This window comes from Bradyrhizobium sp. 132, assembly GCF_023074185.1.
Taxonomy (GTDB): Bacteria; Pseudomonadota; Alphaproteobacteria; order Rhizobiales; family Xanthobacteraceae; genus Bradyrhizobium.
Window position 1 is genome coordinate 124,087 of sequence record NZ_JADPKY010000157.1, and the last position, 19,618, is coordinate 143,704.

Genomic DNA, 19,618 nt, shown 5'->3' on the forward strand with positions numbered 1-19,618 from the left:
GACATGACGATCGCTCTCGTGGTGTTCAGCTCAGGCTTCACAGTCCTTCTTGTGACCAGATTCGGCCTGCCAACACCTGAGCGGGAGCATTCTTGGCACGTGCGGGAGCATCGCCGACGTTAACCCTGTCGGCAAATGATTCCTCGCGCGTCGGCAGCCGTCGACAAGTCGCCTCATTGCCGCGGAGAATTTCCGACGGCACGAACCTAGATCGGAGGCGCATTATGCTGAGAATGGCGTTGTTGGGCCTTCTGATCCTGTTCAGTGTCGGAGTGCTGTCGGCAATGGAGCTGAGCGCGCCACCGCGTCGCGTCGTCGTGACCGTCCAGCCGCTTGCCGAGCGGAGCGCAAACATCTCTGCTTCGTATGACGCGTCGGCGAAGGCCGATCGCCTCGAGGTTGCCGCTGCGAGCAGCGCGATGCCGACAGAGGCAGCTTCAGTCGAAAACCCCGGTGCTCCGCAAGACGTCCATGTCCGCTCGCCCGCGCCGGAACCGATCGTCCGTCATCGGCCCGATCCGAAGACGATCGCGGCCGCCAAACCTCCCAAACCGAAGCCAAAGCCAATTGTTATCAAGCGGACCGCCAATGTTCAGCGCGCAAAGGCTGCCAGCGAGACCGAGCCCTGTCGGCTCAAGGCGTTCGGCGGCTTGCTCAAGGCTTTGAATTTGACGCGCTGCGAAATCTGAAAACTCCACGAGCAGTCCAAGCTCGTGCCTGCTTCCTCTAGGAGGCGCTTACGGGTCCACACTTGTCGCCATCTTTCCTCCGGCCGAGGTGTCGCAAATTCTTGCCGTCATCCATATGTTGCCTCCATGAAAAAAATCGGATTCCTCTCCTTCGGGCACTGGACGCCCTCGCCGCAGTCGCAGACCCGCTCGGCGGCGGACACGCTGCTGCAATCGATCGAGCTTGCGGTCGCGGCAGAACAGCTCGGCGCGGACGGCGCCTATTTCCGCGTGCACCATTTCGCGCGGCAGCTTGCTTCGCCCTTTCCGCTGCTCGCCGCCGTCGGCGCGAAGACCAGCAAGATCGAGATCGGCACGGCCGTGATCGACATGCGCTACGAGAACCCGCTTTACATGGCGGAGGACGCAGGCTCCGCCGATCTCATCGCCGGCGGGCGGCTTCAGCTCGGCATCAGCCGCGGCTCGCCCGAGCAGGTGATCGACGGCTGGCGCTATTTCGGCTATCAACCGGCCGACGGCGAGAACGATGCCGACATGGGCCGGCGACATGCCGAGGTCTTTCTCGACATCTTGCGCGGCGAAGGGTTTGGAAAACCCAATCCGCAGCCGATGTTTCCGAACCCGCCGGGGCTGCTGCGCCTGGAGCCCCATTCGGAAGGCCTGCGCGAGCGGATCTGGTGGGGCGCCGGCTCGAACGCCACCGCGATCTGGGCGGCCAAGCTCGGCATGAACTTGCAGAGCTCGACGCTGAAGAACGACGAGACCGGCGAAGCTTTTCACGTGCAGCAGGCCGCGCAAATTCGCAGCTATCGCGCCGCATGGAAGGAAGCCGGCCATACGAGGGAGCCCCGCGTCTCGGTGAGCCGCAGCATCTTCGCGCTGCTCGACGATCGCGATCGCGCCTATTTCGGCAGGGGCGGCGAAGGCGAAGACCAGATCGGCTTCATCGACCCGCGCACGCGGGCGATCTTCGGCCGCAGCTATGCCGCCGAGCCGGATGCGCTGATCGAACAGCTCCGGCAAGACGAGGGGATTGCCGAGGCCGACACGTTGCTGTTGACCGTGCCGAACCAGCTCGGCGTGGACTACTGCGCACACTCAATCGAGGCGATCCTGACACAGGTCGCGCCTGCGCTGGGATGGCGGTGAGACGTACGCGCGCGTCAATCTTCCAGAACAAAATCACCAAAGAGGGTTGAATGACCTCTCGGAAGGTCATCTCCCGAACCACTGAACAGAACCGTCATGGCCAAGCGGACATGGCGCGTTCGTCTCGGCGCTGTTTGCGGAAGTCGACTTTGCCAACATCCTGAAATGGACCATCGACGAGGTCCGCCGAGACGGCTTCGACGTTCTCTCGGCCCGGCTCCTTCGCAAGCGGCCGCATGCGGCCTGCGTGTCGATGTACTCCCGGATGCTCGTCAGTCTGCCGTCCCGAACCGTAGTCATTTCTCCATTTCGCTCGGATCGGATCGCGCTCGATCCGATCCCATGCGTCGTGTCCCCAACGGTGGGGACGTCGTGTTCATCAGTCGAACTTGACCAGGTCCTTAAAGATCAGTTGACCCCAGCTATTTCCGCGCGCCTGCACAAGCAGTCCTCCTTCCGAAAGCCCGCCGAGTTTGATCGGCGCGAAGCCGAGCTTTTCCGCAAGCGCGCCAATCTCCGCGGCGGCAGCGTCATCGTCGCTCGCCAGGAACACGACTCTCCTGCCACCATGTGCGGCCGGATCTTGGCCGAGGACGGCAGCACCCAAATGGTTGAAGCCCTTGACCAGTCTACCGCCAGTGAAGGCCTGCGCGACGGCCTTGGAAGAAGGCTGTCCTCCCAGTTTCTCAGGGGGCACGCCGTAGGCATTGGTCACATCGACGATGGTCTTCCCCTGCCAGGTGGGCAGCGCCTTCGCGACCTCCTGGTGCGACTCGAAACGGACGGCCAAAAAGACGATGTCCGCCTTGGCCGCTTCTGCCAGCTTTTTGGGAACGATCGTGGGTCCGATCGCGGCCGCGGCGGATGCAAAGCTTTCCGGGTCGCGCGTGGTTGCAACGGATACTTCGATGCCGTTGCGGGCAAACGCCGTAGCCAGCGCCTGGCCGATATTGCCGAAGCCGATAATTGCGTAGCTCATGATGTTTCTCCGATCTAGTGTTGATGCCCGGGTCAGACCTGCGCCATGCCGCCATCGACGGCGAGATCCACGCCGGTGATGAAAGAGCTTTCATCGGAGGCGAGGAACATGACGGCAGCCGCGATTTCCTCTGGCTTGCCCCTGCGACCCATTGGGATCTGTGAAGCAAACTGAGCGGCCGCTTGCTCGGCTTGCTCGGGGGTGAGGCCGGTCGTTGTCTCCAGGGCGGGAGTCTCGGTTGGTCCGGGGCTCATCGCATTCACGCGGATTTTCCGGTCTTTCAGCTCCAGCGTCCAAGCGCGCGCGAAGTTGCGCACAGCCGCCTTGCTCGCGGCGTAGGCGCTAAACCCCGGCAGCCCCAACACGTTCGACACCGAAGAGTTCAGGATAATCGAACCGCCGTCTTTGAAGAGGGGAAGCGCCTTCTGCACCGTAAAGAACAGCCCCTTCACGTTCACGTCGAAGGTCTGGTCAAAATGGGCCTCAGTCGCTAGCGCGAGCGGTGCGATTGTCCCGGAGCCCGCGTTCGCGAAGAGAATGTCGATGTGACCATGTTTCTCTTTCACGACAGCGTAGAGCCGGTCCAGATCTTCCAAGCGCGACACGTCGCCCACGACCGTCGTAACGTTCCGCTCGATGAAGGCTGTGGCCTCCTTCAGCTCTTTCTCGCGTCGCCCGGTGATCACGACGTGCGCACCTTCTTCCACGAAGCGCTTGGCTGTGGCCAACCCAATCCCGCTGCTTCCGCCGGTGATGACTGCGATCTTGCCTTCTAGTTTTTTCATGATCTTTTATCTTTCGTTGTGTGTGGGCCAGCCGCGGGACCGCGCCGGCGTCAGAGTTGCGCCAGGCCGCCGTCGACGGCGACTTCGCTGGCGGTCATGAAGCTGCTGTCCGACGATGCGAGAAAGGCCGCCACGGCCCCGATCTCCGCCGGATCGGCCATGCGCTGGAGCGGAGTCATCGAGGCGAACACCTTCTGGCCCTCCTCGCCCAGCGCTTCCTTCGCGAGTTCGGTCGCAGTCGCCCCGGGCGACAGCACGTTGACCCGGATGCCGCTGCCTTTCAGGTCCTCCGCCCAGGTCCGCGCGAGGTTGCGCACGGCCGCCTTGCTCGCGCTGTAGGCGCTCATTGCCGGGGCGCCCGTGGTGCCGGCGCTCGATCCGGTCAGGATGATCGAACCGCCCTGACCCATCAGCGGCAGCGCCTTCTGGACCGTGAAGATCGTACCCTTCACATTGGTGTCGAAGGTTTCGTCAATGTGCGCGGCGGTGATCTGGCCGAGCCGAAGCTGGCTTCCCGCGCCTGCATTGGCGAAGACGATGTCGAGGGTTCCGCGCTCGGACTTCACCGCCGCATATAGTCGGTCGAGGTCGGCCTCATCCGAGACCGAGCCCTTCACCGCGCGGGCATTGCGCCCGAGGGCGGCGACAGCAGCGTCGAGCGCCTCCTGTCGGCGGCCGAAGATGAAGACGAAAGCGCCTTCTTCGATGAAGCGCTTTGCTGCGGCGCGCCCAATGCCGGTAGCGCCACCCGTGATAACTGCAACCTTACCGTCTAGCTTTCGCACAACTTCTCCTTTCGTGATGTCGGGACGGCATCTGCCCCCGAGAACCTCGACATAGGTCCGCCGGCGTCAGGCGTTGAGTGCGGAAGCGCGCACATCGGTGGTGCGAAATCGATCCGGCCGGACGACTTACGGCAGCCGCGGCGATCGGTGTCCGCCGTTCGGGAATTGAGCGGTGCTTGCGGGCATAGGCTATGATGACCGCCCGTACTGCTGTACGAGACGTTAGATACGGGCTTTGGAAGGCGCACCGCGCGGTGCGGGATCGCACCATGATCGACTGGGATGACGTTCGCTACTTTCTTGCCGTCGCGCGCGGAGGCTCGGTGCGGGCTGCCGCCGAGCGCCTCGGTGTGAATCACGCGACCGTGCTGCGACGCATCGCCCAGCTCGAGGAACGGCTCGGGGTCCAAATGTTCGAAAAGCTGCCTTCGGGCTATCGCCTGACGGCTGCGGGCGAGGAGGTCCTCGAGTTCGCGGACCAGATGGAAGCGTCGTCGCACCTGCTGGAGACGCGCGTCTTCGGGCGCGACCAAAGCGTGCGCGGGCTTCTGCGGGTGACGCTGGCGCCGCCGCTGGCGACACACCTGCTCATGCCGGACTTCGCCGACTTCGCGCGTCTGCATCCGGACATCGAGATGGATATCTTGTCGGCTGGCGAACTGGCTAATCTGACCAACCGGGAGGCCGACGTCGCGATCCGCGTCGTCTACGACCGCAAAACCCTGCCGCTCAATCTTCACGGCATGAAGGGACCGGACCTGTTCGGCGGCGTCTACATGTCCCGGGATCGACTAGCCGCGTGGCGTACGGGCGCGCCGGATCCCATCCGGTGGATCGTCATCAGCATTCATGGAATACCGGACTGGGCCAGCGAGGGTGAGGTTCGCACCACGGGGGTTCCGTTCAGGATCACGGACGCCGAGGCGCAGATCGTTGCAGTACGGCAAGGGCTCGGGATCACGACGCTGCCGTGTTTCATTGGCGATGCCGACCCCCTGCTGGTGAGGGTGCCGGGCACCGGCCTGCACATGTACGGAACGCTCTGGCTTCTCACACACGGGGAGACCCGCAAGACGAAGCGCGTGCGGCTCTTCACGGAGTTCGTATCCCGCAGGCTCGCCGCATACGCTCCGCTTCTCGCGGGACTGTCCCTATCGCGCGACTGACGCCCGGCAGGTCGCCGGCGATGCTTGAACCGGCGTCGTAACATTTAGATCGCACCAGCTTTAATCGGACACGATTTATATCGGGACGATATCGCAAACTCCGGAGGGATCCATGAGCCGTCTCCGAAAGCCTGCATTAAAGGACGCAAGGATGTGCTGGAGAGAGCCGAGCTGGCCAGTCAATCGGGGCCAAACCGCATTCGGAGATGAGTACCAAATGGCGCGCCCGGAACGATTCGAACGTCCGACCCTCAGATTCGTAGTCTGATGCTCTATCCAGCTGAGCTACGGGCGCGTTTTTCGCGAACAGCAATGTGGGCAAGGCCTACATGCACCCTCCGGACAACGCCGAAGGGGTGCGAAAGAGCGCTCTGACTAACCGCTCTTGCCCGAATTGGCAAGGTCCGGATTGGGGAGATTTTGCAGGGCAACGACGGTTTCCGGTGGGTCTCCGGCCGACTACGCCCTTGCCCGCTCGTTGCGGATGGAGAGGAGTTCCACGGGGCGGTCGGGGATGACGATCCGGAAGGTGGCGCCGAGGGTGCCTTCGACCAGATGGATGTCGCCGCCATGGGCGCGGACGAGCTCGGCGGCGATGGCAAGGCCAAGGCCGCTGCCGCCCGGGCGGCCGGAGGTCTGGAACGCCTCGAACAGATGGTCCCGGGTCTTCTGGGGCACGCCGGGGCCGGTGTCGGAGACCTCCAGGATGGCGACGGCGCCTTCGCGTTTTCCCGTGATCCGGATCTGCTGCGCGCCGCCCTCGGCCGACGAATGGCTTTCCAGCGCCTGGGCGGCGTTGCGGACGAGGTTGAGCAGCACGCGGAACAGCTGGTCGGGATCGGCGTCGACCGCGAGCCCCCGCTCGATCGCGGCGACCCAGACGATCGCGGCATCGCTGGCAAGGCCTGCGGTCTCGCGCACCTCCAGCACCACCGGCTCGATCAGGATCATGCGCCGGTCGGGCGCGGCCTCCTGGGCGCGGCCGTAAGACAAGGTCGACTGGCAGAAGGCGATGGCGCGCTCGAGCGAGCGCACGAGCTTTGGCGCAAAGCGCTGCACCCGCGGATCCGGCACGCTGGCGAGCTGGTCCGACAAAAGCTGGGCCGAGGCCAGCAAATTGCGCAGATCGTGGTTGATCTTGGAGACGGCGAGGCCGAGGGCGGCAAGCCGGCTCTTCTGATGCAGCATCGACATCAAATCGCGCTGCATGTCCGACAATTCGCGCTCGGCGACCCCGATTTCGTCGCTGCGCTGGCTCGGCACGATGATCCCCGCCGAGCTTTCGGGGTTTTCGTGGAAGCCGACCAGGCTCGCCGTCAACCGCCGCATCGGGCGCACGAACAGATAATGGAGCGCGAGATAGACGAGGCCCGCGGTCAGCGCCGCGATGATCAGCGCGACCACCACGACGTTGCGGGAGAAGCGGTACATCGACTGCCGCAGCGGCAGCTCGTCGGTCACGATCTCGATGAACTGGGCGTTGCCGACCCCGGGCCCGACGATCCGGATGGCCTGGTTGCCGGTCTCCAGCATCATCCGGAACGAGCCGGTGATCGCCTCCCACGCCGTCATGTCGCGCAGATCGATGTCGTGCTCGATGGCGGTCGGCAGATTGTCGCTGGCGAGCAGACGGCGCTGCTGGCCCATCTTGATGGCGACGGCGCGCGCGTTGATGCTTTTCAGGATCTGGCGCGACAGCGAATCGGGGACCATGCCGAGCGGCGCGGCATCGAGCACCAGCGCCGCCGTGTTGGCCGCCGCCACGCGGTCGTTCAGCCGGTTGACCCAGAAGTTGGCGATGGCAGGCACGTAGAGCAGGACGGCCGCGATCATCACCAGGGGAACAGTGAGCAGCAACAGCTTGCCGGATAGCCCAAGCCCGCGCGTCCCGCGCGGCTGCGTCGCCGGCGGGTCCCGCTGATCCTGATCCTGGATCGGCTGGAGGTCTGTCGCTGCCACGTATTCGCCCCTGTTGGCCTGGCTGATGGAGGATGCGACCCGCCCGGGGGCCGGTCAAATTACAGATCGCTAATCTGCCGAGGTGGGATGTAAGCGCCGATATCGCTAATCGCTACCTCGATGGTTAAAAACCCCGCACAAACAGCGATATTCACCGGATCAGAGCCTTTGTGCGGCGTTGACGAAAAGGAGGCGCTCGCATATAAGCCGGCCAAATTGTCCGCGATGACCCGGTGTAACGCCGGGAGCGGCTCTCTTGGGGCCGAAAGCGGGCCCGTTTTGGGCAGCATCTTCCGGACTTTATCATCAATTCTACAGGCAAATTGCCCGGTCAGCGGAGAAAAACCCGTGAAGCGGACTTATCAACCCAGCAAACTGGTGCGCAAGCGCCGTCACGGCTTCCGTGCCCGTCTCGCTACTGCCGGCGGCCGCAAGGTTCTCGCCGCACGCCGCGCTCGCGGCCGCAAGCGTCTGAGCGCCTGAGCCGGACCCCCTTTTTGGGATTTCATCATGGATCGGCTGAGGCAGCGAGCGGATTTCCTCGCCGTTGCCAATGGCGCGCGGGTGAATAGTCCCGCGTTCGTCCTGCAAAGCCGTGGCCGGGACGACAGCGGCCCGATCCGGATCGGCTTCACCGTTACCAAAAAGAACGGCAACGCCCCCGAGCGCAATCGCATCCGGCGCCGGCTTCGCGAACTGGTGAAGCGGCTCGATCCGGTGTCGATGCAGCCCCATCATGATTATGTGCTGGTCGGCCGAAGGGACGCGCTCTCGCGCGGCTTCGCCACCATGCTCGACGATCTGCGCATAGCGTTCGCGAAGCCCGCGCGGCATACGCACAAGGGACGCGGCCCAAAAACCGACGGCCAAAGAACCGACGGCTTAAAGCCCGGCCCCGCTCCTGCGACCAGCCGCAAACCGGATTGATGACGAGAATGATGACCGATAACCGCAACACCATCCTCGCCGTCATTCTGTCGGGCCTCGTGCTGATCGCCTGGCAATATTTCTACAACATGCCGGCGATGGAGAAGCAGCGCGTCCAGCAACAGACGCAGGCCGAGCTGCAGAAGACCACACCGCAGCCGACGGCTTCCGGGACGCCGGGCGCCACGCCGCAGCCCGGCACCGCAGGCACGCCCTCCGCTCCCCAGACCGCCAATCAGCCGGGCCAGCCGATCGTCAGCCGCGAGGCGGCGATTGCCGCTTCCCCCCGCGTCAAGATCGATACACCCCGCTTGACCGGCAGCATTGCCTTGAAGGGCGCGCGCATCGACGATCTTGCGCTGGTGCAGTATCGCGAAACAGTCGACCCGAAGTCGCCGCCGATCATCCTCTATTCGCCGTCGGGCACTGCAGAGCCCTATTACGCGGAATTTGGCTGGGTGGCCGGGACAGGCGGCACAAAGGTGCCCGACCGGACCACCGATTGGCAGCAGGAGGGCACCAACAGCCTGACGCCGTCCACGCCGGTCATGCTGAAATACGATAATGGCGAAGGCCTCACCTTCCGCCGCACCGTCACGATCGACGACCACTACCTCTTCAGCATCAAGGACGAGGTGACCAATGTCGGCAACGCGCCGGTCAAGCTCTATCCCTTCGCGCTGATCTCGCGCCACGGCACGCCGCACGTCTCGGGCTACTACATCCTGCATGAAGGCCTGATCGGTTATTTGGGCGAGCAGGGCTTGCAGGAGAAGGCCTATAAGGCTGTCGGCGAAGCACCCGCGATCGGCAACGGCGGACACGGGTTCGAATTCAACAACGTCACCAATGCCTGGCTCGGTATTACCGACAAATATTGGGCGTCTGCGCTCCTTCCCGACACGTCGGCAACGCTCAAGGCCCGTTTTGTCGCCGAACCCGGCACCCAGATCCGATACCAGACCGACTATCTGCAAAGCGAGCAGACCGTCCCGATCGGCGGCACGACGACGACGAACGCGCGGCTGTTCGCCGGCGCCAAGGAAGCCGGCGTCGTCGGCGTGTTCCCGTTCGCCGGCCTCGGCGGCTACAACAAGGAGCTCGGCCTCAACCATTTCGATCTCTTGATCGACTGGGGCTGGTTCTACTTCATCACCAAGCCGATGTTCCTCGGCCTCGACTTCTTCTACCGCTTCTTCGGCAATTTCGGCATCTCGATCCTGCTCGTGACCGTGATCGTGAAGTTCTTGTTCTTCCCGCTGGCGAACAAGTCCTACGCCTCGATGGCGAAGATGAAGTCGGTCCAGCCGCAGCTTCAGGCGCTCAAGGAGCGCTACCCCGACGACAAGGTGAAGCAGCAGCAGGAGATGATGGAGATCTACCGCAAGGAGAAGATCAACCCGGTCGCCGGTTGTCTTCCCGTGGTGATCCAGATCCCGGTGTTCTTCTCGCTCTACAAGGTGCTGTTCGTCACCATAGAGATGCGGCACGCGCCGTTCTTCGGCTGGATCAAGGACCTGTCCGCGCCGGATCCGACCAATCTGTTCACGCTGTTCGGCCTGATCCCGTTCGATCCGACCACGCTGCCGCTGTTCGGCCACTACCTCGCGCTCGGCATCTGGCCGATCATCATGGGCATCACGATGTGGTTCCAGATGAAGCTGAACCCGACGCCGCCGGATCCGACCCAGCAGCTGATCTTCAACTGGATGCCGCTGATCTTCACCTTCATGCTGGCGGGCTTCCCGGCGGGTCTCGTGATCTACTGGGCCTGGAACAACACGCTCTCAGTGCTCCAGCAGAGCTTCATCATGCGCCGCAACGGCGTGAAGGTAGAGCTGTTCGACAATCTCAAGGCGACGTTCGCGAAGAAGGCGACGTAGCTCTCCGTCATTGCGAGGAGCGAAGCTCCGAAGCAATCCAGACCGTTTCCCCGGAGGCACCCTGGATTGCTTCGCTTCGCTCGCAATGACACGGTAACAACCGAAAGCTTTCGCATGAATGACGACAAAGATGCGAAGCTGATCGAGGTCGGGCGAAAGCTGTTTGCCCGCGACTGGCAGTTCATCTGGGCCTCGCCCTCGATTGAAACGCTGCCGCCGATGGCGGGGCTGGAGATCGCCTTTGCCGGACGCTCCAATGTCGGCAAGTCGAGCCTGATCAACGCGCTCACCGGCCGCAACGCGCTCGCGCGCACCTCGCATACGCCGGGCCGCACCCAGGAGCTGATCTTCTTCGAGGTCCCCGGCAAGACCGAGCTCCGCCTCGTCGACATGCCCGGCTATGGCTATGCCAAGGCGCCGAAGAGCCAGGTCGCGTCCTGGACCGAGCTGATCCACAAATTCCTGCTCGGCCGCGCCTCGCTCGCGCGCGTCTACGTGCTGATCGACGCGCGGCATGGCCTCAAGGAGGTCGACCACGAAGTCCTGAAGACGCTCGACCGCTCCGCGGTCAGCTACCAGATCGTGCTGACCAAGGCAGACCAGGTCAAGGCCGCCGAGCTCACTGAGCGGATTGCCGAGACCGGCGTTGCGCTCGCCAAACATCCCGCCGCGTTTCCGGATGTGCTGACGACCTCGTCCCGCTCCGGATCCGGCATGGCCGAGCTGCGCGCCGCGATGGCGAAGCTGCTGGAGGAGCGGACCAAGTGATGGCGCGCCTGTTGATCGGGCTTGCCGGTCTGATGGGCGCCGCCGGCGTCGCGCTGGCCGCCGCCGCCGCCCACGGTGGCGATGCGAGCCGGCTTGCTTCGGCGAGCGCCATGCTGCTGTTTCATGCAACTGCCGTACTTGCGGCCACAGCCCTGCTCGCGCACCGCCTTCTGCACGGCGGAATTGGCCTCATTGCTGCGTTCGGTTTCGTACTCGGCGCCGCGTTGTTCGCGGGCGACCTCACCTTGCGGCAATATGCCGGCCATTCGCTGTTTCCATATGCGGCGCCGACGGGTGGAACGGTGATGATTTTGAGCTGGCTGGTGGTGACGCTCGCGGCGGTGGTGGTGCGGAAATAGGTCTCGTGCCCCGGACGCAGCGCAGCGCTTCAGCGATGCGCTGCTGAGCCGGGGCCCATGCCAGCTTCTGGGTCCCGGCTCAGCGGCGCGTCACTGCGTGCCGCACCGCGTCCGGGACACGAGATCGCATGCCAGTCCTACTTTGCGCCTCGCCCGCCAATCAGATAGAACGCGGCCCGAGTATCCCGCCAGCGAGATCCGCCTCATGACCGAAATCTCACCGCTCGACCAGGCCCGCATCCTGTCCGAAGCGCTGCCGCACATGCAGCAGTATGACGAGGAAACCATCGTCATCAAGTATGGCGGCCATGCCATGGGCGACGAAGAGGGCGCGAAGAATTTTGCCCGCGACATCGTGCTGCTCGAGCAGACCGCGATCAACCCGGTGGTGGTGCATGGCGGCGGCCCGCAGATCGCGACCATGCTCAAGCGGCTCGGCATCGCCTCGGAATTCGCCGCCGGCCTGCGCATCACTGATGCCGCGACGATCGAAATCGTCGAGATGGTGCTGGCCGGCTCCGTCAACAAGCAGATCGTCGGTTACATCAACGAAGCCGGCGGCAAGGCCGTGGGCCTGTCAGGCAAGGACGCCAACATGGTGAAGGCGTCGAAGACGACGCGCACCATCATCGATCCGGACTCGCACATCGAGAAGGCGGTCGATCTCGGCTTCGTCGGCGACCCCGAGAAAGTCGACCTCACGCTGCTCAACCAGCTGATCGGCTACGAGCTGATCCCGGTGCTGGCACCGCTCGCGACCTCGAAAGAGGGCCAGACGCTGAACGTCAACGCCGACACTTTTGCAGGCGCCGTGGCCGGCGCGCTGAAGGCAAAGCGGCTGCTGCTGCTCACCGACGTGCCCGGCGTGCTCGACAAGTCGAAGAAGCTGATCCCGCAGCTCTCGGTCAAGGACGCGCGAAAGCTGATCGCCGACGGCACCATTTCCGGCGGCATGATCCCAAAGGTCGAGACCTGCATCTACGCGCTCGAACAGGGTGTCGAGGGCGTCGTCATCATCGACGGCAAGATGCAGCACGCGGTACTGCTCGAACTCTTCACCAACACGGGCACGGGAACGCTGATCCACAAGTGAGAGATGGGAAACCGAGAGACGCCGTCATGGCCGGGCTTGTCCCGGCCATCCACGATCTTTCGTCCCGCGCCAAGGACGTGGATGCCCGGGACAAGCCCAGCAACAACGAGCGGAGAGTTCAGCGACCGCGCCGCTCCACTCTCACGCGCTTCCTGATGACGCTCCCTGCCGCAGCCATCTCGTTTGTGTTCTCCTCCGCGCCGGCCTTCGCCGACCTCAAGATCTGCAACCGCATGTCCTATGTCGTCGAGGCCGCGATCGGCATCGACGACAAGGCGGCGACCGCCACGCGCGGCTGGTTCAGGATCGATCCCGCCACCTGTCGCGTGGTGGTGCAGGGCACGCTCTCCGCCGACCGCATCCTGCTCAACGCCCGCGCGCTCGGCGTCTACGGCGCATCCCCGATCCCGCAGAACGGCAGCGACACGCTGTGCGTCGCGCAGGACAATTTCGTCATCGCGGCCGCGCGGCAGTGCCGCAGCGGCCAGACCCAGGCCGCCTTCACGCAGATCACGCCGACGCAAGGCGCGGACGGCAATCTCGTCGCCTATCTCGCGGAGGATTCCGAATATGACGACGAGCAGGCCCGCCTTGCCGCCATCCAGCGGCTTTTGGTGATTGCAGGCTACGATGCCGCGCCGATCGATGGCGTCGACGGGCCGAAGACGCAAGGCGCGCTGGCCGCATTTCTGAAGAGTCGCGGATTGTCGTCGGACATCGTGTCGTCGCCGAACCTCTTCAAGACCATGGTCGATGCGGTGCAGACGCCGTCTCCGACCGGCCTCACCTGGTGCAACGACACCCCGCACAAGGTGATGGCGGCGGTCGCCACCGATGAAGGCAAGTCGGTGACGAGCCGCGGCTGGTATCGCATCGATCCCAAGACCTGCCTGCACCCTGACGTGGCCGGCCAGCCCAGGCAGATCTTCAGCTTCGCCGAGGCCATCGACGCCGACAACCGCGTCGTCAAGCTGAAGGACAAGCCGCTGAACTGGGGCGGCGACAAGCAGCTCTGCACGCGCGAGACCAAGTTCGAGACCAACGAGCAGACCGACTGCGGCGCACGCGGTTTCGCGGCGACGGGTTTCGGCGCGGTGGACATGTCAAGCGGCGGCAAGACGCTGCGGTTTGCGATGCCGTGATTGAGAAAGCTGTAATGACCCCACCCCGCGCCTTCGCCCATGTCGACACCTGGGTGTTCGACCTCGACAACACGCTGTATCCGCACCACGTCAATCTGTGGCAGCAGGTCGATTCGCGGATCACCGAGTTCGTTTGCAACTGGCTGAACCTGACGCCGGTGGAAGCGCGCAAGATCCAGAAGGATTATTACCAGCGCTTCGGCACCACGATGCGCGGCATGATGACCCTGCACGGCGTACGCGCCGACGACTATCTCGCCTACGTCCACAAGATCGACCACTCGCCGCTGGAACCGAACCCGGCGCTGGGCGAAGCCATCGCAAAACTGTCGGGACGAAAGCTGATCCTGACCAACGGCTCGGTCGACCATGTCGATGCGGTGCTGGCGCGGCTGGGCTTTGCTGCGCATTTCGATGGCGTGTTCGACATCATCGCGGCCGAATTCGAGCCGAAGCCGGCGCCGCAGACCTACCGGAAGTTTCTCCTGGACCATTCGGTCGACCCGACGCGGTCGGCCATGTTCGAGGACCTCGCCCGCAACCTCACCGTCCCGCACGAGCTCGGCATGACGACGGTGCTGGTGGTGCCTGACGGCACCAGGGAAGTGGTGCGCGAGGACTGGGAGCTGGAAGGCCGGGACGCCGCCCATGTCGACCACGTCACGGATGATCTGGCGGGGTTTTTAGGCAGGTTGTCTCATCCCAGGTGAGCCGTCATACCCGGCGAAGGCGGGTATCCGGTCATCGCCGCCGTTTCGATTCATCACGACCGCCGCGGCGTACTGGATCACCCGCTCCAGCGCGCAATTGCGCGCAAGGCGGGTGATGACAGCGAACCAAGCTTGACTCCGTCCCCCAAATCCCGAAAAAGCGCCCCAATCCATCAAAATTCCCATTCCCTAGAGGAAATGCCGATGTCCCTCCAAGCCCTCGAATCCACCATCAACGACGCCTTCGAGGCTCGCGACGGCGTCTCGACCTCGACCAGGGGCGAGGTGCGCGAGGCCGTGGATCAGGCGCTGGAGATTCTGGACAAGGGTGAGGCCCGCGTTGCCGAGCGCGGCACCGACGGCAAGTGGAAGGTCAATCAATGGCTGAAGAAGGCGGTGCTGCTCTCGTTCCGCCTCAACGACATGGGCGCCATTCCCGGCGGCCCGGGCAAGGCGACCTGGTGGGACAAGGTGCCCTCGAAGTTCGACGGCTGGGGCGAGAACCGCTTTCGCGACGCCGGTTTCCGCGCCGTCCCCGGCTCGATCGTGCGCCGCTCGGCCTTCATCGCCCGCAACGTCGTGTTGATGCCGTCCTTCGTCAATCTCGGCGCCTATGTCGATGAGTCGACCATGATCGACACCTGGTCGACCGTCGGCTCCTGCGCGCAGATCGGCAAGCGCGTGCACATCTCCGGCGGCGTTGGCATCGGCGGTGTGCTCGAGCCGCTGCAGGCCGAACCCGTCATCATCGAGGACGATTGCTTCATCGGCGCGCGCAGCGAAGTCGCCGAGGGCGTGATCGTGCGCAAGGGCGCGGTGCTGTCGATGGGTGTGTTCCTGGGCGCCTCGACCAAGATCGTCGACCGCGAGACCGGCGAGATCTTTATCGGCGAGGTGCCGGAATATTCGGTCGTCGTTCCCGGCGCCCTGCCCGGCAAGCCCATGAAGAACGGCCAGATCGGCCCGAGCACCGCCTGCGCCGTCATCGTCAAGCGCGTCGACGAGCGCACACGCTCGAAGACCAGCATCAACGAGCTGCTGCGGGATTAAATCTCCCTCACCGTCACCATGAGGCGGCCGCTCCTTCAGCGGCCCTCGAAGGGCGACGGCCCGGCTGCTGGCTGCATCGAACCTACCTTCCCTCCATCGGCACCAACATCCGGGCGACCTCTCCCGCCCGGAGCCTTGGCATGGACTGGACCTGGTATCTCTTCCGCTTCGACGACCGCCTCTGCTCCTGCAAAGGGCTGGGACCAGCAGGGCGAGATCGAATTTGTCCCGCCGAGCGCTAGCCCACCCGGCGGCATGCATGTTAAGCGGGGCGCATGACCGATGCTCTCTCGATTGCCCGCGATCTCATCCGCTGCCCCTCGGTAACTCCAGCCGATGCCGGTGCGCTGGGCGTGCTCGAAAAAGCTCTCGCCGCAGCCGGCTTCACGTGCCACCGCGTCACCTTCAGCGAGCCCGGCACGGCCGACGTCGACAATCTCTATGCGCGGATCGGCACTGACGCGCCGCACATCACCTTCGCGGGCCACACCGACGTGGTGCCGCCGGGCGACGAGAGCGCATGGAGCGTCGGCGCATTCTCCGGCGAGGTGAAGGACGGCTTTCTGCACGGCCGCGGCGCGGTCGACATGAAGGGCGGCATCGCCTGCTCGGTCGCAGCCGTGCTGGAGCATCTCGCCGCGAACGACGATAAGCCGCGCGCAGACGGAAAAGGCTCGATCTCGTTCCTGATCACCGGCGACGAGGAAGACGTCTCCATCAACGGCACCATCAAGCTGTTGAAGTGGGCGGCCGAGCGCGGCGAGAAATTCGATCATTGCGTGCTTGGCGAGCCTTCCAATGTCGAGACGCTCGGCGACACCATCAAGGTCGGCCGCCGCGGCTCGCAATCCGGGACGCTTTACGTCGACGGCATGCAGGGCCATGTCGCCTATCCGCACCGCGCGGCGAATCCGGTGCCGGACATTTCGCGATTGATCGTCGCGATCTCCGACGAGCCGCTCGACCATGGCAGCGCGCAGTTCCAGGCCTCCAACCTCGAATTCACCTCGGTGGACGTCGGCAACACCGCCAGCAACGTCATCCCCGGCCAGGCTCGCGCAAAATTCAACATCCGCTACAACGACAACCATAGCCAGGCGAGCCTGCGCGAGCTGGTCGAGACGCGGCTGACAAAAGCCTGCGGCAACCGCATTCGCGCCCGCATCGTCTGGGATCCCTCGAACTCGAACGTGTTCGTAACCAAGCCCGGCCCGTTCACCGAACTCGCGGTGTCCGCGATCGAGGACGTGACGGGCCGCAAGCCGGAGCTGTCGACCTCGGGCGGCACCTCGGATGCGCGCTTCATCTCCAGCTACTGCCCGGTGATCGAGTTCGGCCTGGTCGGCCAGACCATGCACCAGATCGACGAGCGCGTGCCGGTGGTTGATCTGGAGAAGCTCACGCAGGTGTATCGCGGGATTTTGGCAAGGTATTTTGGGTAGGCTCTGCTGCCAGCTACTCACTCCGCCGTCATGCCTGGGGAGACAGCAAACGCCCTCCTCTCAGTAATCCACCTTCATCAGATACAGCCCGTCCGGCGGGGCGACGATGCCGCAGGCGGCGCGGTTGCGCGCGGCGAGCGCTGCGGAGAGATCGTCGGCGGTCCAGCGTCCCTCGCCGACCCACATCAGCGACCCCACCATCGAGCGCACCTGGCTATGCAGGAATGAGCGCGCCGAGGTGATCACCGTCAGCTCGCGGCCGTCGCGCTCTACGTCAAGCTGGTCGAGCGTCTTCTCCGGCGATTTGGCCTGGCACTCGGTGTCGCGAAACGTCGTGAAATCGTGCTTGCCGAGCAGGCGCTGCCCCGCCGCGTGCATCGCATCGGCATCGAGCCGGCGCGGCACGCGCCAGGCGTGGCCGACATCGAGCGCGAGATTGGCGCGGGTGTTGACGATGCGGTAGCGGTAGTGACGCTTCACGGCCGAGAAGCGCGCCTCGAAGGTATCAGGCACGATCTCCGCCTCGAGCACCGCGACCGGATGCGGGCGCAGATGCGCATTCAAGCCGTCGCGAAAACGGCCCTGCGGAAACTGCTTGTCGATATCGACATGCGCGACCTGGCCTCGCGCATGCACGCCGGCATCGGTGCGTCCGGCGCCGTGCACGCGCGCATCCGCGCCGGTCATCGCCTTGACGGCAGCCTCCAGCGCACCCTGCACCGACGGCAGCGTCTCCTGCACCTGCCAGCCGAAGAACGGCGCGCCGTCATATTCGATAGTGAGCTTGTAGCGTGGCATCTTGTCCAGTTTCGCTGTCATCGTCCGGCTCGACCGGGCGATCCAGTACTCCGCAGCCTATCCGTTCGACCGAGAAGCCTCGGCGTACTGGATACCCCGCCTTCGCGGGGTATGACAGCGTCAGGTGAATTTGGCGCCGGTCTTCAGCGGCACGCCGCGCAGGAAGTCGGCGGCCTGCATGCGCGCCTTGCCTTCGCGCTGGAGCTCGATAAGGCGGATTGCGCCATCGCCGCAGGCAATGGTGAGGTGATCGTCGAGCACCTCGCCCGGCCTACCCGAACCCTTCGCCAATTCACAGCGCAGGATTTTTACGCGCGCGTTCTCGCTCACCCCCGTGAGCTCGGCCCAGGCGCCGGGGAACGGCGACAGGCCGTGGATGTGGCGCAGCACCTCGCGCGCCGGCCTGGTCCAGTCGATCCGCGCTTCGGCCTTGTCGATCTTGGCGGCATAGGTGACGCCGTCCTCGCTCTGCTGCTTGAGCTGAAGCCCGCCGCGGGCGAGCGCGGCCATGGCGCGCACCATCAGATCGGCGCCGAGCCGGGACAGGCGGTCGTGCAGATCGACCGCAGTCATGGTGTCAGTGATTGCAAGGCGCTCGGCCATGGCAACGTCGCCGGTATCGAGGCCGACATCCATCTTCATGACCATCACGCCGCTCTCGGCATCGCCGGCCATGATCGCGCGGTTGATGGGAGCAGCACCGCGCCAGCGTGGCAACAGCGAAGCATGCAGATTGTAGCAGCCGAGCTTTGGCGCATCGAGGATCGCCTGCGGCAGGATCATGCCATAGGCGACGACGACGGCCGCATCGGCGTCGAAGGCACGAAATTCTGCCAGCGCCCCCTCGGTTTTCAACGTCTTCGGCGTCAGCACGGGAACGCCGAGTTTTCGTGCGGCCTCTTCCACCGGGGTCGGCTGCAATTGCAGGCCGCGCCGGCCGCCGGGCTTCGGCGTGCGCGTATACACGGCCGCGATCTCGTGGCCATGCGCGACGAGCTCGAGCAGCGTCGGCACGGAGAAATCGGGCGTGCCCATGAAGATCAGGCGGAGGGGCATGACAAGCACTCGGTACGTTCCCTCCCCCCTTGTGGGGGAGGGCTAGGGAGAGGGGTGCCACACGACGCGCTCTCTCGGTTTGAGCTTTCGCGCACGCATTTGATTCGGATCATGGACAGACTTCCGCCTGGGCTACCCCTCTCCCTAGCCCTCCCCCACAAGGGGGGAGGGAGTGCAGGGGAGTACGAGGCAGCACTAAACCTCACTCCGCGCGCTTGGCGGCCTTCTCGAACTTCTTGATCACGCGGTCGCGCTTGAGTTTTGACAGGTAATCGACGAACAGCACGCCGTTGAGATGGTCGATCTCGTGCTGGATGCAGGTGGCGTAGATGCCTGCGGCGTCCTCCTCGTGCACCTTGCCGTCGAGATCGGTGAAGCGCACCCGCACTTTCGCGGGACGTTCGACCTCCTCGTAATATTCGGGGATCGACAGGCAGCCTTCCTCGTAGACCGACAGCTCCTCGGAGGAGGCGATGATTTCCGGATTGATGAAGACCCGCGGCTCGGGCTTGGTCTCGCCGTCCTGGTCGGGCTTGGCAAGGTCCATGGTAATCAGCCGCAACGGCTGCGCGATCTGGATCGCCGCAAGCCCGATGCCGGGCGCGTCGTACATGGTCTCGAACATGTCGTCGGCAAGCTTGCGGATCTCCGGCGTGACCTTCTCGATCGGCTTGGAGACCAGACGCAGCTGCTTGTCGGGCAGGATGATGATTTCTCTGAGGGCCATGGCCGCGATTTAAGCCGCGCGCCCGATGCGGTCAATCCGGCCCGGAACCCCGTTAACCCTCCGCTAACCATAAAACTTCAGGTTTCGTTAACCGTAAAAATTAACGGGGCATTTACCATAAATGTTCGCTATTCGTTCGTGCCGCGCAGCG

The 19,618-nt window shown here is 64.3% G+C and carries 20 protein-coding genes, 1 tRNA gene and 1 pseudogene; 14 read left to right on the top strand and 8 right to left on the bottom strand.

All coding sequences use genetic code 11. The features are described from left to right. Positions 1-224 precede the first annotated feature (224 nt). Both IVA74_RS33585 and IVA74_RS33590 read left to right on the top strand, forming a co-directional pair. A complete protein-coding gene (locus tag IVA74_RS33585; RefSeq protein ID WP_247351410.1) occupies positions 225-689 on the top strand; it encodes a hypothetical protein in 465 nt (154 codons plus the stop codon). A 126-nt stretch (positions 690-815) separates the two neighbouring features. After that, entirely contained in the window at positions 816-1,838 is a 1,023-nt protein-coding gene (locus IVA74_RS33590; RefSeq protein WP_247351411.1) for an LLM class flavin-dependent oxidoreductase, read from the top strand. A 379-nt stretch (positions 1,839-2,217) separates the two neighbouring features. On the opposite strand, the gene IVA74_RS33595 is transcribed toward IVA74_RS33590, so the two are convergent. Genes IVA74_RS33595 through IVA74_RS33605 form a run of 3 tightly spaced genes read right to left on the bottom strand, consistent with a single transcriptional unit; the run spans position 2,218 to position 4,387 of the window. After that, positions 2,218-2,817 (bottom strand): NAD(P)-binding domain-containing protein, encoded by a 600-nt coding sequence (locus IVA74_RS33595; protein ID WP_247351412.1) that lies wholly within the window; start codon positions 2,815-2,817, stop codon positions 2,218-2,220. 32 nt (positions 2,818-2,849) lie between these two features. Next, positions 2,850-3,602, bottom strand: a complete 753-nt coding sequence (locus IVA74_RS33600) for a glucose 1-dehydrogenase (RefSeq protein WP_247351414.1) — start codon at positions 3,600-3,602, stop codon at positions 2,850-2,852. A 50-nt stretch (positions 3,603-3,652) separates the two neighbouring features. After that, positions 3,653-4,387 (bottom strand): SDR family oxidoreductase, encoded by a 735-nt coding sequence (locus IVA74_RS33605; protein WP_247351416.1) that lies wholly within the window; start codon positions 4,385-4,387, stop codon positions 3,653-3,655. Between the two features lie 269 nt (positions 4,388-4,656). On the opposite strand from IVA74_RS33605, the gene IVA74_RS33610 reads away from it, so the two are divergent. Then, positions 4,657-5,553, top strand: coding sequence for a LysR family transcriptional regulator (locus IVA74_RS33610; RefSeq protein ID WP_247351417.1), 897 nt, complete (start codon positions 4,657-4,659; stop codon positions 5,551-5,553). Between the two features lie 218 nt (positions 5,554-5,771). Here the strand turns inward: IVA74_RS33610 and IVA74_RS33615 are convergent. After that, positions 5,772-5,848 (bottom strand) — tRNA-Arg (locus IVA74_RS33615). 164 nt (positions 5,849-6,012) lie between these two features. After that, entirely contained in the window at positions 6,013-7,512 is a 1,500-nt protein-coding gene (locus IVA74_RS33620) for a HAMP domain-containing sensor histidine kinase (RefSeq protein ID WP_247351420.1), read from the bottom strand. A gap of 348 nt (positions 7,513-7,860) precedes the next feature. Here IVA74_RS33620 and rpmH point away from each other — a divergent pair, with 348 nt between their 5' ends. The 11 genes and pseudogenes from rpmH to dapE all read left to right on the top strand — a co-directional run bounded on the left by rpmH (position 7,861) and on the right by dapE (position 16,886). Then, on the top strand, positions 7,861-7,995 hold the full coding sequence (gene rpmH / locus IVA74_RS33625) for a 50S ribosomal protein L34 (protein ID WP_008542748.1): 135 nt from the start codon (positions 7,861-7,863) through the stop codon (positions 7,993-7,995). Between the two features lie 27 nt (positions 7,996-8,022). Further along, positions 8,023-8,439: a ribonuclease P protein component gene (rnpA, locus tag IVA74_RS33630; protein WP_247351422.1), complete on the top strand. Its 417-nt coding sequence runs from the start codon at positions 8,023-8,025 to the stop codon at positions 8,437-8,439. A gap of 11 nt (positions 8,440-8,450) precedes the next feature. Beyond that, complete coding sequence (yidC, locus tag IVA74_RS33635; RefSeq protein ID WP_247351498.1) at positions 8,451-10,322, top strand: membrane protein insertase YidC; 1,872 nt, start codon at positions 8,451-8,453, stop codon at positions 10,320-10,322. 114 nt (positions 10,323-10,436) lie between these two features. Next, the gene (gene yihA / locus IVA74_RS33640) at positions 10,437-11,090 is read left to right on the top strand and encodes a ribosome biogenesis GTP-binding protein YihA/YsxC (RefSeq protein WP_247351423.1); all 654 of its coding nucleotides are present in this window, start codon (positions 10,437-10,439) and stop codon (positions 11,088-11,090) included. Next, entirely contained in the window at positions 11,090-11,449 is a 360-nt protein-coding gene (locus IVA74_RS33645) for a DUF423 domain-containing protein (protein WP_247351426.1), read from the top strand. The genes yihA and IVA74_RS33645 overlap by 1 nt, the downstream gene beginning before the upstream one ends. A gap of 205 nt (positions 11,450-11,654) precedes the next feature. Next, on the top strand, positions 11,655-12,542 hold the full coding sequence (argB, locus tag IVA74_RS33650) for an acetylglutamate kinase (RefSeq protein ID WP_247351429.1): 888 nt from the start codon (positions 11,655-11,657) through the stop codon (positions 12,540-12,542). A gap of 155 nt (positions 12,543-12,697) precedes the next feature. Next, complete coding sequence (locus IVA74_RS33655) at positions 12,698-13,684, top strand: DUF1036 domain-containing protein (protein WP_247351501.1); 987 nt, start codon at positions 12,698-12,700, stop codon at positions 13,682-13,684. Between the two features lie 14 nt (positions 13,685-13,698). Continuing rightward, positions 13,699-14,394 (top strand): pyrimidine 5'-nucleotidase, encoded by a 696-nt coding sequence (locus IVA74_RS33660; RefSeq protein WP_247351432.1) that lies wholly within the window; start codon positions 13,699-13,701, stop codon positions 14,392-14,394. 204 nt (positions 14,395-14,598) lie between these two features. Further along, the gene (dapD, locus tag IVA74_RS33665) at positions 14,599-15,444 is read left to right on the top strand and encodes a 2,3,4,5-tetrahydropyridine-2,6-dicarboxylate N-succinyltransferase (protein WP_247351435.1); all 846 of its coding nucleotides are present in this window, start codon (positions 14,599-14,601) and stop codon (positions 15,442-15,444) included. Between the two features lie 177 nt (positions 15,445-15,621). Further along, positions 15,622-15,723: pseudogene (locus IVA74_RS33670) on the top strand (DUF805 domain-containing protein); the annotation flags it as partial. Further along, entirely contained in the window at positions 15,720-16,886 is a 1,167-nt protein-coding gene (dapE, locus tag IVA74_RS33675; RefSeq protein ID WP_247351437.1) for a succinyl-diaminopimelate desuccinylase, read from the top strand. The pseudogene IVA74_RS33670 and the gene dapE, both read left to right, overlap by 4 nt. Positions 16,887-16,946: 60 nt before the next feature. On the opposite strand, the gene truA is transcribed toward dapE, so the two are convergent. The 3 genes from truA to def form a co-directional block, all read right to left on the bottom strand. Next, positions 16,947-17,684, bottom strand: a complete 738-nt coding sequence (gene truA / locus IVA74_RS33680) for a tRNA pseudouridine(38-40) synthase TruA (protein WP_247351504.1) — start codon at positions 17,682-17,684, stop codon at positions 16,947-16,949. Between the two features lie 120 nt (positions 17,685-17,804). Next, positions 17,805-18,740 (bottom strand): methionyl-tRNA formyltransferase, encoded by a 936-nt coding sequence (gene fmt, locus IVA74_RS33685; protein WP_247351439.1) that lies wholly within the window; start codon positions 18,738-18,740, stop codon positions 17,805-17,807. A gap of 202 nt (positions 18,741-18,942) precedes the next feature. Continuing rightward, positions 18,943-19,467 carry a peptide deformylase gene (gene def, locus IVA74_RS33690; RefSeq protein WP_247351440.1) on the bottom strand — a complete coding sequence of 175 codons (525 nt, stop codon included), beginning with the start codon at positions 19,465-19,467 and terminating at the stop codon, positions 18,943-18,945. Positions 19,468-19,618: the final 151 nt, after the last annotated feature.

What these genes read in the sequence shown, in the direction of transcription:
- rnpA (WP_247351422.1), top strand. Translation starts at nt 8,023, where the DNA reads ATGGATCGGCTGAGGCAGCGAGCGGATTTCCTCGCCGTTGCCAATGGC.
- dapE (WP_247351437.1), top strand. Translation starts at nt 15,720, where the DNA reads ATGACCGATGCTCTCTCGATTGCCCGCGATCTCATCCGCTGCCCCTCG.
- IVA74_RS33645 (WP_247351426.1), top strand. Translation starts at nt 11,090, where the DNA reads ATGGCGCGCCTGTTGATCGGGCTTGCCGGTCTGATGGGCGCCGCCGGC.
- IVA74_RS33585 (WP_247351410.1), top strand. Translation starts at nt 225, where the DNA reads ATGCTGAGAATGGCGTTGTTGGGCCTTCTGATCCTGTTCAGTGTCGGA.
- def (WP_247351440.1), bottom strand. Translation starts at nt 19,467, where the DNA reads ATGGCCCTCAGAGAAATCATCATCCTGCCCGACAAGCAGCTGCGTCTG.
- IVA74_RS33660 (WP_247351432.1), top strand. Translation starts at nt 13,699, where the DNA reads ATGACCCCACCCCGCGCCTTCGCCCATGTCGACACCTGGGTGTTCGAC.
- IVA74_RS33600 (WP_247351414.1), bottom strand. Translation starts at nt 3,602, where the DNA reads ATGAAAAAACTAGAAGGCAAGATCGCAGTCATCACCGGCGGAAGCAGC.
- IVA74_RS33595 (WP_247351412.1), bottom strand. Translation starts at nt 2,817, where the DNA reads ATGAGCTACGCAATTATCGGCTTCGGCAATATCGGCCAGGCGCTGGCT.
- yihA (WP_247351423.1), top strand. Translation starts at nt 10,437, where the DNA reads ATGAATGACGACAAAGATGCGAAGCTGATCGAGGTCGGGCGAAAGCTG.
- dapD (WP_247351435.1), top strand. Translation starts at nt 14,599, where the DNA reads ATGTCCCTCCAAGCCCTCGAATCCACCATCAACGACGCCTTCGAGGCT.
- IVA74_RS33610 (WP_247351417.1), top strand. Translation starts at nt 4,657, where the DNA reads ATGATCGACTGGGATGACGTTCGCTACTTTCTTGCCGTCGCGCGCGGA.
- fmt (WP_247351439.1), bottom strand. Translation starts at nt 18,740, where the DNA reads ATGCCCCTCCGCCTGATCTTCATGGGCACGCCCGATTTCTCCGTGCCG.
- yidC (WP_247351498.1), top strand. Translation starts at nt 8,451, where the DNA reads ATGACCGATAACCGCAACACCATCCTCGCCGTCATTCTGTCGGGCCTC.
- truA (WP_247351504.1), bottom strand. Translation starts at nt 17,684, where the DNA reads ATGCCACGCTACAAGCTCACTATCGAATATGACGGCGCGCCGTTCTTC.
- IVA74_RS33655 (WP_247351501.1), top strand. Translation starts at nt 12,698, where the DNA reads ATGACGCTCCCTGCCGCAGCCATCTCGTTTGTGTTCTCCTCCGCGCCG.
- IVA74_RS33590 (WP_247351411.1), top strand. Translation starts at nt 816, where the DNA reads ATGAAAAAAATCGGATTCCTCTCCTTCGGGCACTGGACGCCCTCGCCG.
- argB (WP_247351429.1), top strand. Translation starts at nt 11,655, where the DNA reads ATGACCGAAATCTCACCGCTCGACCAGGCCCGCATCCTGTCCGAAGCG.